The organism is Photobacterium sp. Ph5 (assembly GCF_022129445.1).
Taxonomy (GTDB): domain Bacteria; phylum Pseudomonadota; class Gammaproteobacteria; order Enterobacterales; family Vibrionaceae; genus Photobacterium.
The window spans coordinates 14,987-30,641 of record NZ_JADQAQ010000010.1; the positions used below are offsets into that span (position 1 = coordinate 14,987).

Genomic DNA, 15,655 nt, shown 5'->3' on the forward strand with positions numbered 1-15,655 from the left:
GCACTAAAAGAAAAGGTAGCTCTCAATTATTGAGCTACCTTTTTTGCTGTTTCTTGATTTGCCGTAACTTGGTAATTAAATTCGATTTCAACATTTGATTTAGGTACTGACCGACAGGTCAAAATTTCATTTGGTGCAATAAAAGCGAGCGCATCATGCTGATCAACAGCACCTTGCTTTAATTTACAGCGACAAGCTCCACACATCCCATTACGACATTGGTATTCAGGTTGAATGCCGGCTTGTTCGAGTTGCTTGAGCAGAGGCTCATGGTTATTACCATGAACCTCCACACCATTAACCTTAATGGTTAATTGACTCATAGTTCGAAGTCACCAAGATCATCGGCACTTACATCGTTGTCAATTTGACCAACAAGGTATGAACTGATCTCTGCTTCTTGTGGTGCAACCTGTACGTTATCAGAAGATAGCCAAGAGTTAATCCACGGAATAGGATTTTGTGTTGCACCTTCATAGGCTGGACGTAAACCCACTGCGACCATGCGTAGATTGGTAATATATTCTACATATTGGCAAAGGATTTGCTTATTTAAGCCAATCATAGAACCATCTTTAAATAGATAATCCGCCCATTCTTTTTCTTGCTCAGCCGCCGCTTTGAAAATATCAAAACATTCTTGTTCACATTCAGCCGCAATTTCTGCCATTTCAGGATCGTCGTGACCATTACGCAGTAAGTTCAGAATATGCTGAGTACCTGTTAGGTGTAATGCTTCATCACGAGCAATTAACTTAATGATTTTTGCATTACCTTCCATTAACTCACGTTCAGCGAATGCGAATGAACAAGCGAAACTTACGTAGAAACGAATCGCTTCCAATGCGTTTACAGACATTAAGCAAAGGTATAACTTTTTCTTCAATTCACGAAGGTTAACCGTGAACGGAATACCATTTGCTGAATGATTACCTTCGCCAAATCGATGATAATCGTTAGTTGCTGCAATTAGCGCATCATAGTATTTAGAAATATCACCTGCACGTTTGATAATATGCTCATTCTCGACAATATCGTCAAATACCACTGAAGGATTGTTAACGATATTGCGGATAATATGCGTATAAGAACGAGAGTGAATCGTTTCAGAGAACGACCAAGTTTCAATCCATGTTTCTAATTCAGGAAGAGAAACAATCGGTAATAGTGCCACGTTAGGGCTACGACCTTGAATCGAATCAAGTAGTGTTTGGTATTTTAGATTACTGATGAAGATATGTTTTTCATGATCTGGCAAGTTGTTGTAGTTGATACGATCGCCAGAAACATCAACTTCTTCTGGACGCCAGAAAAAGGATAGTTGTTTCTCGATAAGTTTTTCGAAAATTTCAAATTTTTGTTGGTCGTAGCGAGCAACATTCACTGATTGACCAAAGAACATTGGTTCTTTTAATTGATCATTACGTGTTTGACAAAAAGTACTGTAAGCCATGATTTCCTCAAATCAAAGGGGAGCCATGCGGCTCCCATTTAATAATTAAATTTTACAACTGGTGCAATCATCTGCTGCCATATCACCCTGACTATCAGAGGCACCGTCACGGGTGTTATGGTAGTAAAGTGTTTTCACGCCAAGTTTGTAAGCATTTAGTAGATCTTTAAGTAGTAACTTCATTGGAACTTTACCGCCAACTTGCTTACTTGGATCATAATTAGTATTCGCCGAGATCGCTTGGTCGATAAATTTCTGCATGATACCCACAAGTTGTAGGTAACCATCGTTACTGCCGATATTCCATAGTAGCTCGTAGTTCTCTTTATACTTAGCGTACTCAGGAACAACTTGCTTGAGAATACCATCTTTTGATGCTTTTACCGATACGAAACCGCGCGGAGGTTCAATACCATTTGTCGCATTTGAAATTTGCGATGATGTTTCTGATGGCATTAATGCCGATAGGGTTGAGTTACGTAGACCATGTGTTTTGATCTCTTCGCGTAATGTTTCCCAATCGTAGCGTAATTCAGCAGAGCAAATATTATTGATATCTTTTTTATACGTATCAATAGGTAGTATGCCTTGTGAATATGTTGTCTCATTAAAGGCAGGACAAGCACCTTGCTCTTTCGCTAAGTTTACAGAAGCTTTCAATAAGTAATATTGAATCGCTTCGAAGGCTTCATGTGTTAGGTTATTTGCGCTGCCGTCTGAGTAACGAACACCATTTTTCGCTAAGTAGTAAGCAAAGTTAATAACACCCACACCTAATGTACGGCGATTCATCGTTGAGCGACGCGCTGCTGGAAGTGGGTAATCTTGGTAATCTAATAACGCATCAAGCGCACGAACCGTCAGCTCAGCTAGCTCTTCTAAATCATCAAGGCTATCGATAGCACCTAAGTTAAATGCAGACAGCGTACATAGTGCAATTTCACCATTTTCGTCTTCAACGTTGTTCAGTGGCTTAGTCGGTAGTGCGATCTCAAGACACAGGTTAGACTGACGAATAGGAGCAACAGCCGGATCAAATGGGCTGTGTGTATTACAGTGGTCAACGTTTTGGATGTAAATACGGCCTGTTGACGCACGCTCTTGCATTAGTAGTGAGAACAAATCAATCGCTTTAATCGTTTCACGCTTAATGCTGCTATCTTGCTCATACTTCAGGTATAAACGTTCGAACTCATCTTGATCAGCAAAGAACGCATCGTACATTCCTGGTACATCAGAAGGAGAGAACAGAGAAATGTTTTCGCCTTTGATCAAACGGGTGTACATCAGTTTATTGATTTGAACGCCGTAATCCATATGACGAACACGGTTTTCTTCAACACCACGGTTATTTTTAAGTACTAGTAGTGATTCAACTTCACGGTGCCAAATAGGGTAGAACAGTGTTGCAGCACCACCACGTACGCCACCTTGAGAACAGCATTTAACAGCGGTCTGGAAGTATTTGTAAAATGGAATACATCCTGTATGGAAAGCTTCACCACCACGAATTTCTGAGCCTAATGCACGAATACGACCGGCATTAATACCAATACCAGCACGTTGCGATACGTAACGAACAATAGAACTTGCCGTTGCATTGATAGAATCAAGGCTGTCATCACACTCAATAAGTACACAAGAACTAAATTGACGTGTTGGCGTACGAACACCTGACATAATTGGTGTTGGTAGTGAAATTTTAAATAGTGACGCCGCATCGTAGAAGCGCTTAATGTAATCAAGGCGTGTTTCTTTTGGATACTTATTAAATAAAGCAGCTGCAATCAGGATGTATAGGAATTGGGCACTTTCAAAAATTTCACCTGATACACGGTTTTGAACTAGGTATTTACCTTCAAGTTGTTTAACCGCTGCGTATGAAAAGTTCATATCGCGCCAGTGATCGATAAAATTATCCATCACTGCAAATTCTTCTGCTGTGTAATCTTCTAATAAGTGACCGTCGTACTTACCTTTTTCAACAAGGTTTTTAACGTGGTCATATAGTTTTGGTGGCTCAAATTGACCATAGGCTTTTTTACGAAGATGGAAAATCGCCAAACGAGCAGCAAGGTATTGGTAATCTGGCGTTTCTTCTGAGATTAAATCTGCTGCTGCTTTAATAATGGTTTCATGAATATCATCAGTGCGAATGCCGTCATAAAATTGAATATGAGACTTTAATTCAACTTGTGATACAGAAACATTTTCTAAACCTTCTGCCGCCCACTCAATAACTCGGTGGATTTTATCTAAATCGATACTTTCAGTACGACCGTCGCGCTTGGTAACTGTTAGTTGTTGAGTCATTTTTCGTTAGTTTCCCAATTTTCCTTGGCTATGAGCTTTTTTTATAACTTTTATAAGTATCTTAGCAAAGAATGTGATCTTTGATTGAAATATTGTCAGACAGAAACACTACATCTTGGGGTGTTCTGTCAAAGTGATTACAAGATAGTGTTGATTTTGGATTATTGCAAGATGACATTTTTTAAGCGGCTGTGGATAAGATGGGGATTTTTATAGAAAAGTCAGTACCTACTTACTTAACTCGCTAATGCCATCAATTAGATAGCAAAAAGCAACATTTTAGGGTGAGATTTAGATGATAAAAAAAATATTTTTTTATTGAATTTTCGTGATTTTAGAGGTTCAAAAATTGGTGTGATTGATATCAATAAATACTAAGTAACCCTTGATCTAACAAGATATTTTTGAGTGATTATGTACACAGTATATTGGTCTAATGTTATTGATATGTTTATTGCTAGGGGAGTAGAATGCATGAACTGGAATAACAAAGCATGGCTTCAATATTGAATACACAATGTTGAAGCCAAAAGCATCATTTATATAGGTTAGCTTGCTTTTTGGGTGTGAACGATGTAGTTCACATCAACATTGCTACCTAAACTATAAGAGTTAGTAAGAGGGTTATAGTGCAAACCGATAATATGACGATCTTCTAGGTCTGTTTTATCAATCATTGCTATTAATTCTGAAGGTCGAATGAACTTGTTATGATCATGTGTCCCCTTAGGTACGATACGCATAACATGCTCTGCACCGACAATCGCAAATAGATAAGATTTTATATTACGATTTAAGGTTGAAAAGAAAACGTGTCCGCCAGGTTTAACCATTTTAGCGCAAGCTGCAATAATTGATGCAGGATCAGGAACATGCTCTAACATTTCCATACATGTAATGACGTCATAATATTCCGGACGTTCATCTGCATGTTCTTCTGCTGTTGATTGAATGTAGTCTAACTTTGTCCCTGTCTCTAATGCATGTAAACGAGCAACTGTTAATGGTTCTTTACCCATATCGAGACCAGTTACTTCAGCACCTTCAATTGCCATGCTTTCAGCTAAGATACCACCGCCACAACCGACATCGAGTACCTTTTTACCAAATAGACCATTAGCGTGATCAATAACGTAATTTAGACGAAGGGGGTTAATTTGATGGAGAGGTTTAAATTCACCTTCTAGATCCCACCAGCGAGAGGCCATATCTTCAAATTTACTGATCTCTGCTGGATCAACATTTAGTGGTTTGCTCATTACATTGATGCCATTTTCCTTAATTGATACTGCACATTATGCGAAATAATTGAAACGTTGCAAAGCAGTAAAATAAGGGGAAGGTAGATTCAGAAAAGAAATAGCCAAACTAGATATGCTCGGCTATTTGATTATGTATTGGTCGAAAACTAATCATTAAAAGAGGTCAAGGTAGCAGGAATAAGCTCCGGGCTTACAGAGCCACCAAGAAAAGTGAGTGTCGCGAGTATTGCCATTAATATGTACTTTCCAATGATTATCGATAGTCCAATCATATTTATTGCTGTACCCATCAGCGTATCCTCATATATTCATGACGTAGGCGTATATAGATAGGTTGTGTTCTAAAATCCGCCTGTGATTGTATATTGGTTAGTAACCACATTATTTTGATGGGTATAGGCGTTGTAAAAGTTGAGTCATCTCTCAATCCGATGATTCATTAATCAATTGCAACGCGTACAGTTAAAAATTAAGTTATCACTCTAGTTTTTACAAACCGTTACATATTCGGTAAGTTAGAATAGTTACATTATAGTTTGAGTTGTTTTTCTAATAGTGTGTAATTTATAAACAGGTACATATATTCAATTCACAATTGTGACATCGTTTATTTCTGTTTTATTTCATTTCCGCTAAATTACTCACAACATAAGTCGTGAAAGGTGTGCCTATTAGGGCTGTAATATGCTATATTCTTACGCCTTGCACGTATAAAAATACGACAGAAATTACCTGAGGGATATTGGCTCCATGAGCGATCTTGCAAAAGAGATCACGCCCATAAATATTGAAGATGAGCTGAAAAGCTCTTACCTCGACTATGCGATGTCAGTAATCGTTGGTCGTGCTCTTCCTGATGTGCGTGATGGCCTTAAGCCAGTACACCGCCGCGTTTTATTCGCGATGAATGTACTAGGCAATGACTGGAATAAAGCATATAAAAAATCTGCCCGTGTGGTAGGTGATGTTATCGGTAAATATCACCCACATGGTGATAGTGCTGTGTACGATACAATTGTACGTATGGCTCAACCATTCTCGTTGCGTTACATGCTCGTAGATGGTCAGGGTAACTTTGGTTCAATCGACGGCGATTCTGCCGCTGCGATGCGTTATACCGAAGTTCGTATGTCTAAAATCGCACATGAACTACTTGCCGATTTAGATAAAGAAACTGTGGATTATGTACCAAACTACGATGGTACAGAGCAAATCCCTGCAGTATTACCAACAAAGATCCCTAACCTATTGGTGAATGGCTCTTCTGGTATCGCTGTAGGTATGGCAACAAATATTCCGCCGCATAATCTAGGTGAAGTGATCAATGGCTGTTTGGCTTACATCAACGATGAAGACATCACCATTGATCAGCTAATGGAATACATTCCAGGCCCAGATTTCCCGACAGCTGCATTGATCAGTGGTCGTAAAGGGATTGTTGACGCTTACAAAACGGGTCGCGGTAAAGTTTACATGCGCGCCAAAGCGGAGATTGAAGTAGAGAAGAATGGTAAAGAAACCATTGTTGTTCACGAAATCCCATATCAAGTTAACAAAGCTCGCTTAATCGAAAAGATTGCAGAGCTAGTTAAAGATAAGAAAGTTGAAGGCATTAGTGCACTACGCGATGAATCTGATAAAGATGGTATGCGTATTGTTATTGAATGTAAGCGTGATGCTGTAGGTGAAGTTGTTCTTAACAATCTTTATGCACAAACTCAGCTACAAACAACATTCGGCATCAACATGGTTGCACTGGATAACGGTCAGCCAAAAATCTTTAACTTAAAAGAAATGCTGAAGTGCTTCGTGAATCACCGCCGTGAGGTGGTAACACGTCGTACTATTTACGAATTGCGTAAAGCGCGTGATCGTGCACACATCCTTGAAGGCCTTGCTCTTGCTTTGGCTAACATTGATGAAATTATTGAGCTTATCCGTCGCGCTCCAACGCCAGCAGAAGCAAAAGCTGGGTTAATTGCTCGTGGCTGGGATCTTGGTAATGTAGCAGCAATGCTTGAGCGTGCTGGTACAGATGCTGCACGTCCAGAGTGGCTTGAAGAGCAATTTGGTATACGTGATAACCAGTACTACCTAACAGAGCAACAAGCACAAGCGATTCTTGATCTTCGTCTACACAAGCTAACAGGGCTTGAGCACGAGAAGATTTTAGAAGAGTACAAAGCGCTACTTGATGAAATCGCGGAACTAATGTACATCCTTTCAAGCTCTGAGCGCTTGATGGAAGTGATCCGTGAAGAATTAGAGCTAGTGAAAGAGCAGTTTAACGATGAACGTCGTACTGAAATTACTGCTGCTAGCCACGACATCGATATGGAAGATCTGATCACCCAAGAAGATGTTGTAGTAACACTATCTCACGAAGGTTACGTTAAGTATCAAGTATTAAGCGACTATGAAGCACAACGTCGTGGTGGTAAAGGTAAAGCTGCAACGCGAATGAAGGAAGAAGACTTCATTGAGCGTCTGTTAGTTGCTAATACCCACGATACGATTTTATGTTTCTCTAGTCGTGGCCGTATGTACTGGCTGAAGGTATATCAATTACCATTAGCAAGCCGTACTGCACGCGGTAAGCCAATTGTGAACATTCTACCTCTTGAAGAAAATGAGCGTATTACCGCGATTCTTCCTGTACGTGAATACACAGAAGACAAGTTTGTCTTCATGGCAACCGCTGATGGTACAGTGAAGAAGACACCATTAACTGACTTCAGTCGTCCGCGTAGTGCCGGTATTATTGCCGTTAATCTACGTGAAGGTGACTCATTGATCGGTGTTGATGTTACTGACGGTGACTGCGATATCATGCTGTTCTCTGCATTTGGTAAAGTTGTTCGCTTCTACGAAAGCCCTGTAATTGATGCTGAAGGCAACGCGAAAGGTGGTGTTCGTGGCATGGGTCGTACAGCGGCAGGTGTTCGTGGTATCAAGCTTGCTGAAGGCGATAAAGTGATTTCACTTATCGTTCCTCATAACGATGGTGATGTACTAACAGTAACTGAAAACGGTTACGGTAAGCGTACAGAACTGGCAGAATACCCAGCGAAGAGCCGTGCAACACAAGGTGTTGTATCAATTAAAGTTTCTGAGCGTAATGGTAGCGTTGTTGGTGCTGTTCAAGCCGAAGACGGCGATGAATTCATGATGATCACTAACGCTGGTACGCTTGTTCGTACTCGTGTTTCTGAAGTAAGTCGTGTTGGTCGTAACACTCAAGGTGTAACGCTTATTCGTACATCTGAAGGCGAAAAAGTTGTTGGCCTTCAACGTATTGATGAACCAGAAGAAGAATTAATTGAAGATGCGGAATTAGTTGAAGGTGAAACTGTAGAAAATACAGAGCTGCCAGCAACTGATACCAGTGCTGATGATTCAACTGAACAAGAATAAGTTACCTTAACTTGTTGATGATATGAGATGGCGATTACTCCTAGAGTAGTCGCCATTTTTTTATCTCTATATTTTGATTTTATTCAGAATGTATCAATATAGTTATTAAAACGCTCAATACGTGAGTTTTTGAATAAATCTACGTTGTCGTATTTGAAATATTTCAGGAACACTCAATAATTCCAAATATTCTTCTGCTCGCTATTTTTTTATTGGTAGGCTTTTTGTACTTTGTTTATTCATCAAGCTAGTAATTTAGAATAAAAACTTTTAAGTTGCTTAATAAAGGTGTAAAAACAAAGCATTGACATTTGCTGTAGTGGCAATGTTTTCTCTTATGTTGTTTTATAATGCTAAAAACGTTATGTGTTTGGTGTTATTAGCTTTATGAAGCAATAGGCATTTATTTTTATTTCCCCAAGCAGGAGCAAGGTCAAAATTATGGATAAGGTTTATAACTTTTGCGCAGGACCCGCAATGATCCCCGCAGATGTTCTCGCCAAAGCTCAACAAGAATTGATTAACTGGAATGGTTTAGGTACTTCTGTGATGGAAGTAAGCCACCGTAGTAAAGAGTTTCTTGCTGTTGCAGCACAATCAGAACAAGATTTACGCGATCTTTTGAATATTCCTGCTAATTACCACGTACTGTTTTGTCATGGTGGAGCACGTGGTCAGTTTGCTGCTGTACCGTTAAATTTACTGGGTGATGCAGAAACTGCTGATTATATGGATGGCGGTTTTTGGGCGCACAGTGCGATTGAAGAAGCAAAGAAATATTGCCAGCCAAATGCGATTGATATTACCTGTGAAAAAGACGGTAAAAAGGCAGTATTACCAGCTTCACAATGGTTACTATCTGACTCTGCGGCATTTGTGCATTTCTGTCCTAATGAAACGATTGATGGCATTCAAATTCGTGATTTACCTCAGACGGATAAACCAATTGTGGCTGATATGTCATCAACAATCTTATCTCGTAAGATTGATGTTTCAAAATACGGTGTGATTTATGCTGGTGCACAAAAGAACATTGGCCCTGCTGGTTTAACGATTGTTATTGTGCGTGATGATTTGCTTGGTAAAGCTAAATCTATCTTACCAAGTATTCTTGATTATACGGTTTTGGTAGAAAAAGAGTCGATGTTTAATACACCACCAACATTTGCATGGTACTTAGCTGCTGAAGTCTTTAAGTGGCTAAAAGCTGTCGGTGGGGTAGAAGCAATGGAAGAGCGTAATCTGGCTAAAGCTAAATTATTGTATGACTTTGTTGATCATTCTGACTTTTATATAAACGAAGTACACAGTGATAACCGTTCAATTATGAATGTGCCGTTTCAATTAAAAAATGCTGAGTTGGATAACTTGTTTTTAGAGCAAGCAGATTTGGCTGGCTTAAAAGCATTGAAAGGACATCGTGCAGTAGGTGGTATGCGAGCATCTATCTACAACGCGATGCCATTAGAAGGAGTTCAAGCATTAGTTGATTTTATGGCTAAGTTTGAAAAAGAAAACGCGTAAAATCGAATAAAAGCTATAGCCATAGTAGTTGATATTATGGCTTTTTTAATTTTAAACATTATAACAATTGTAGTATAACGATATAAACAGAGGTATTAATTCTGTTACTTCTGCTAACAGTTTTATTATTGATGAAAAGCTTTTCATATATATAATCACGATCTCATACTTTTGCATGGCCATTATCGTTATATGTGGAAAATGACGTCAATTAAGTCATATTACAACAACTATATTAAAGATATATCGATTGTCTTTTTATTGTTATTGCCATTAACGATTTGTAACGCAATAACTATTTTTGTTGGCCACTCCTTAAATATCGCAGGTTTAACCCAAGCTGCGAGTACGTTTTTCTATTTCTCAAATTTACTAATAGGTATTTACCCTATTACGTTGTGTATTATCACAAGCTATTACATTTCAACGAAACATGGTGTGAATGCCATGGTTGTTGTGCCGTATTCATTGCTTATGTACATTGCGATTTCGGTGCCTAATGGTCTTGTTGCAGCAAATACAGGATTACCTAATAATCCGCTTATTGCGTTGCTGACGGCAATTATTTCAGCAATATGTTGCGTGTCGTTTCGGTTATTTCCTCTTGATCCATCTCGTTTAGATTTTGTAAAAACACTTTATAAACAAGTGGCACATTTTTTTACATTTTTATTGCTAACTCTTGCACTCGAAAAGTTAATGGAAAGTTTCCTTGTTTTTAGTACTGGTGCGAGCAAATTTATAACATTAAATCCATTAACTTTTTTAGGTGGCCTTGCATACCAATTTATTTTGGGACTATTGGGCGCGGTGGGTATTAATGGACATAACTTTTTATTTCGTTCTAAACAGCAGCTTTTTGAAAATACACAAATAAATATTGCAGCATGGCAAGCTGGAGACGCACCATTAAATGTCTTAGGGCAAGGTTTTTATGATGCTTTCTTATCAATGGGAGGTTCGGGAAACGCGATTAGCCTTTTAATCTGTATTTTATTGTTTTCAAAAGATCGTCGCCATATCACGTTAGCAATATCTGCGATCCCATTAGTTATTTTTAACATTAATGAGCTATTGCTATTTGGTTTACCGATTATCTTTAATCCAATACTAATCGTGCCTTTTGTGTTTGTGCCGTTAGTGAGTTTTGTTGTCGTTTACAGTGCTATTTCATTAGGTATTGTTAATCATGTTGGAACGATTGTTGACTGGATGACGCCACCATTTTTAAGTGGCTATATTGCGACTCAAAATAGTCTTGGTGGCGTTGTCTTACAATTTGTTGTGATAACCCTTGGCGTAATCATTTATCGTCCGTTTTATTTGAATTATGTTGGACGAAGCCGTCAAAATAGTATGACGATGAGCCGACAATCAGAATTAGAAAGTTCAACTTTGAAAACTTTCTTAGGTGATATTAACCAAATGATGGGTAGTTACGTGAGTAAGCACGATATAAGCCGTCGGGTTAATCATATGCTTAATCACGGTGAATTTGTGATGCATTATCAGCCACAGGTGAATGTAACTAATAGTTCACAATTATCCTTTGAGGCGTTAGTTCGTTATAAAGATAAAACGGGTAAGCTAAATCCGCCAATCTTTATTAATGATTTCTATCAGCTTGGCGCAATTAAACAATTAGATCAGATGGTTATCGATCTTGTTTTAAATGATATGCAAACTATGCCCTTAGTTAACGGTTGTAAGGTGTCAGTGAACATTTCGGCTGAGAGCATTGCAGATCCTGCTATTATTCATCTGATTATGGAGCGTTTACGCTTCTATAATATTGAGCCTGAAAATTTAGAAGTCGAGATCACAGAAGAAGCTATTATTACTGAAGACAAGCAGATTTCTAAAAATATAGAGGCACTACAAGCATTAGGGATCACTGTTGCTATCGATGATTTTGGCTCTGGTTATGCGTCATTTCCGCACTTACTTAAATTTAACTTTGATAAGGTAAAACTTGATCGGTCGTTACTATTGAATACGCACAATGAACGAGAAAAGAACCTTTATCAATTGTTAGCGAAGATCAGTGAAGTGACTGGTTGCGTGCTGGTAGCTGAAGGGATCGAAACAGCAGATGAGCAGCATTTTGTTGAGCAGTGCGGTATTGATATTTGCCAAGGCTATTATTTTGCGAAACCTATGCCATTAGATGAGGCACAGGTTTGGGTTAACAATAAGCTCCGGATTTAACAAAAAGCCACAGCTTGACTTTGGCTTTTTGTTTATTGTTTTGGATATATCAGTTTATCTGTATCGAAACCTGCTTTTTTAGCGATGTTGATATAACGTTCTAATTGCTTTGGACTTATTTGTTTTTGACGAGATAGCAACCAAAAGTAATCGTAGTTGTAACTGCTGATCAGCGCGGTTGAATAGTCAGGCTCTAAATAGAAAATAATATAGCTACCATAAAAAGGGCCAAAGAAAGAGACTTTAAGGTAGCCAACATTATTATTTTCTACAAATTTGGCTTTACCAATGGCTTCTTTCCATTCTTTTAACTGAGTGTTAAATCCACGATTAACGACTTTTACGCTGCCATCTTCATTCATACTGTAAGTTGCAGTGACATAGTCTAAATCACGCTCAAAGCTATGATCCATTCTTGCTATTTCATGCCAAGTCCCCAGGTATTTATTAAGGACAAAAGGTGTTACTGCTTCAATATTGTTGGGTTTACCTGTTGTGCATCCAAACATGGTTGCTATTAACACGATAAAGCTTAATGATTTGATATATTTTGCCATTAATTATTCCTTAATTATTTGGCGGTAAAAATCTGACACTAACAGTAAAGCTGATATTGTCATTCGTTATATGGTAAGGCCAATTCATCCTTTCACGGACTCACTGAACAATAACTAAAAGCACCTAAGGGTGCTTTTAGTTTATTCACTGACACAAAATCGATTTTCTAAATAGCAGCGAATTGCTTGTTCGCTAGCATCAAATTGTGGTGATGGGACATGATGAGGATCGACCCATAACCAATGCTCACATTTATCAGGTTCTGTTAGCTGCAATTCGCCTGTAAATGATGTCGCTAACAAAGTAACACTAATATAATGCTTTCCACATTCATCATAGGTTTCTAAGTTGTTAGTTACTGCTATAACCTCAGGATCATAAATCGTTAAATTTGTTTCTTCTTTAACTTCACGAATCGCGCATTGACGAAATGTTTCGCCAACCTCCATATGGCCGCCTGGAATGGAATAGTAGGGAGCGTGACTGTTTTTTCGTTTTCCTATCAAAATCTGGTTTTGCTCATTCACAATGATGATACCGATCCCGACCATAGGAGTTGTCGTCATGACTGCTGTCCTTTAATTCACTGTTGCATCCTATTGATTTTACCAAATAATAAATCAAATATCGTTATTGTTATAGCTAGCAATGAACGGGTACTAGCTAACTGATGCAATATTCGTTAATCTGCTTAAAGGTTAAAGAATTAGGATTGGATGAATAATCAAATGGAAAGTATAACGTTACAGCCGATAGCTAAGATCAATGGTGAAGTAAATTTACCGGGCTCAAAGAGTGTTTCGAATCGCGCCCTATTATTGGCAGCGTTAGCAACAGGTACCACACGCCTCACTAACTTATTAGATAGTGATGATATTCGACATATGCTTAACGGATTAAAGCAGTTAGGTGTGAATTACCAATTATCTGAAGATAAAACGGTCTGTGAGGTTGAAGGGGGGGGCCGTGCATTTTCACCTAATGAGCCCCTTGAATTATATTTAGGCAATGCGGGGACAGCGATGCGTCCGCTTGCAGCTGCATTGTGTTTAGGCGGCGGTGAATTTGTTCTAACGGGTGAGCCGCGAATGAAAGAGCGTCCTATTGGTCATCTTGTTGACGCGTTGCGTAGTGCTGGCGCGGACATTACTTATCTCGAAAATGAAAACTATCCACCATTAAAGATTATTGGTACTGGTTTAAAAGGTGGTGAGGTTGAAATTGATGGTTCTATTTCAAGCCAGTTTTTAACTGCCTTCTTAATGGCTGCACCTTTAGCACAAGCAGACACCGTTATACGCATTAAGGGTGATTTGGTATCAAAACCTTACATTGATATTACACTACATATTATGGCGCAATTTGGTGTTGAAGTTGAAAACCGTAATTATCAAGAGTTCGTTGTTCGAGGTCATCAAACCTATGTTTCACCGGGTGAACTACTTGTTGAAGGCGATGCGTCTTCAGCGTCGTATTTCTTAGCAGCTGCTGCGATTAAAGGCGGTGAAGTAAAAGTCACTGGTATTGGTAAAAAGAGCATTCAGGGTGATATTCAATTTGCTGATGCGCTTGCTGCTATGGGGGCGGATATCGAGTGGGGTGATGATTATGTGATTGCTCGTTGTGGAGACCTCAGCGCAGTAGATATGGATTTTAACCATATTCCTGATGCGGCAATGACTATTGCAACAACCGCATTGTTTGCCAAAGGCACAACATCGATTCGTAATGTTTATAACTGGCGTGTAAAAGAAACCGATCGTTTAGCAGCAATGGCTACAGAGCTTCGTAAAGTCGGTGCTGAAGTTGAAGAAGGTGAGGATTATATCACTATCGTGCCACCAACCACATTACAGCACGCAGCTATTGATACTTATGATGATCACCGAATGGCGATGTGTTTCTCGCTGGTGGCATTGAGTGATACACCAGTGACCATTAATGATCCGAAATGTACATCGAAAACATTCCCTGACTACTTTGATAAATTGAAGGGATTAAGTTGTTAAGACTGTAATAAATTTGTCTGATAACTGAGATTACATTTTTAAAAGCCTGATCTTCTTGTATCAGGCTTTTTTATTGTCGTAAATAAGGAACATAAGGTTAGGACATTACACTATAAATTGTGATTTTTTTTCCGTATAATGTGCCACCGTTTGAAGGCACAGAGAAACCTTTGGTGCTGTCTTTCATCTGTTACGGAAACTACATCGGAGAAAACCTATGTCTACTCATGCTCCAGTCATCACTGTTGATGGTCCAAGCGGCGCCGGAAAGGGGACGCTATGTATGCTATTAGCAGAAAAACTGGGCTGGAATTTATTAGATTCTGGTGCAATTTACCGTGTTTTAGCATTAGCGGCTATTCATCATGGTGTTGATATCGAATCAGAAGACGCTTTAGTCCCTCTTGCTGCGCACCTAGATGTTCAGTTTATTGCAGAAGGTGAGTTGGTTAAGGTTATTCTTGAAGGTGAAGATGTTTCTGACACACTTCGTACCGAAGAAGTAGGTAATACAGCATCAAAAGTGGCTGCTTTACCTCGCGTTCGTGAAGCGTTACTACGTCGTCAACGCGCTTTTAGTGAGCATCCAGGCCTTGTGGCAGACGGTCGCGACATGGGAACTGTTGTTTTTCAAGGCGCAGAAGTGAAAATCTTCCTTGATGCAAGTGCAGAAGAACGTGCAACTCGACGTATGAATCAGTTGCAAAAAAAAGGCTTAGATGTTAACTTTGGCAGCCTTTTGAGCGAAATTCAGGAGCGAGACTACCGCGATCGCAATCGTGCTGTAGCGCCTTTACGCCCTGCTGATGACGCATTAGTGCTGGATTCAACCGAATTATCGATTGATCAAGTACTTGAGAAAGTCTTAGCGTATGTTGATGCTAAGCTAAAATAACGAATCCATATTTAGTTGT

The 15,655-nt window shown here is 39.1% G+C and carries 11 protein-coding genes; 5 read left to right on the forward strand and 6 right to left on the reverse strand.

Annotated features, from left to right (window positions below; genetic code table 11):
• Positions 1-26: 26 nt before the first annotated feature.
• The 4 genes from yfaE to ubiG form a co-directional block, all read right to left on the reverse strand.
• The gene (gene yfaE, locus I3259_RS06025; protein ID WP_238028792.1) at positions 27-323 is read right to left on the reverse strand and encodes a class I ribonucleotide reductase maintenance protein YfaE; all 297 of its coding nucleotides are present in this window, start codon (positions 321-323) and stop codon (positions 27-29) included.
• Positions 320-1,453, reverse strand: a complete 1,134-nt coding sequence (nrdB, locus tag I3259_RS06030) for a class Ia ribonucleoside-diphosphate reductase subunit beta (RefSeq protein ID WP_238028793.1) — start codon at positions 1,451-1,453, stop codon at positions 320-322. The genes yfaE and nrdB overlap by 4 nt, the downstream gene beginning before the upstream one ends.
• Positions 1,454-1,498: 45 nt before the next feature.
• Positions 1,499-3,766: a class 1a ribonucleoside-diphosphate reductase subunit alpha gene (gene nrdA, locus I3259_RS06035; RefSeq protein ID WP_238028794.1), complete on the reverse strand. Its 2,268-nt coding sequence runs from the start codon at positions 3,764-3,766 to the stop codon at positions 1,499-1,501.
• Positions 3,767-4,314: 548 nt separating this feature from the next.
• Positions 4,315-5,025, reverse strand: a complete 711-nt coding sequence (gene ubiG, locus I3259_RS06040; RefSeq protein ID WP_238028795.1) for a bifunctional 2-polyprenyl-6-hydroxyphenol methylase/3-demethylubiquinol 3-O-methyltransferase UbiG — start codon at positions 5,023-5,025, stop codon at positions 4,315-4,317.
• A 753-nt stretch (positions 5,026-5,778) separates the two neighbouring features.
• Between ubiG and gyrA the strand changes: the two genes are divergently transcribed.
• From gyrA to I3259_RS06055, 3 genes are all read left to right on the forward strand, one after another.
• Complete coding sequence (gene gyrA / locus I3259_RS06045; protein ID WP_238028796.1) at positions 5,779-8,442, forward strand: DNA topoisomerase (ATP-hydrolyzing) subunit A; 2,664 nt, start codon at positions 5,779-5,781, stop codon at positions 8,440-8,442.
• Positions 8,443-8,883: 441 nt separating this feature from the next.
• On the forward strand, positions 8,884-9,966 hold the full coding sequence (gene serC, locus I3259_RS06050; protein WP_238028797.1) for a 3-phosphoserine/phosphohydroxythreonine transaminase: 1,083 nt from the start codon (positions 8,884-8,886) through the stop codon (positions 9,964-9,966).
• A gap of 192 nt (positions 9,967-10,158) precedes the next feature.
• Positions 10,159-12,174, forward strand: coding sequence for an EAL domain-containing protein (locus I3259_RS06055; protein ID WP_238028798.1), 2,016 nt, complete (start codon positions 10,159-10,161; stop codon positions 12,172-12,174).
• 32 nt (positions 12,175-12,206) lie between these two features.
• Here I3259_RS06055 and I3259_RS06060 read toward each other — a convergent pair whose 3' ends face one another.
• A complete protein-coding gene (locus I3259_RS06060) occupies positions 12,207-12,731 on the reverse strand; it encodes a lipocalin family protein (protein WP_238028799.1) in 525 nt (174 codons plus the stop codon).
• Positions 12,732-12,872: 141 nt separating this feature from the next.
• Positions 12,873-13,298 (reverse strand): NUDIX hydrolase, encoded by a 426-nt coding sequence (locus tag I3259_RS06065; protein ID WP_238028800.1) that lies wholly within the window; start codon positions 13,296-13,298, stop codon positions 12,873-12,875.
• Between the two features lie 162 nt (positions 13,299-13,460).
• Here I3259_RS06065 and aroA point away from each other — a divergent pair, with 162 nt between their 5' ends.
• The gene (gene aroA / locus I3259_RS06070) at positions 13,461-14,741 is read left to right on the forward strand and encodes a 3-phosphoshikimate 1-carboxyvinyltransferase (RefSeq protein ID WP_238028846.1); all 1,281 of its coding nucleotides are present in this window, start codon (positions 13,461-13,463) and stop codon (positions 14,739-14,741) included.
• Between the two features lie 217 nt (positions 14,742-14,958).
• Complete coding sequence (gene cmk, locus I3259_RS06075; protein WP_238028801.1) at positions 14,959-15,636, forward strand: (d)CMP kinase; 678 nt, start codon at positions 14,959-14,961, stop codon at positions 15,634-15,636.
• Positions 15,637-15,655 lie beyond the last annotated feature (19 nt).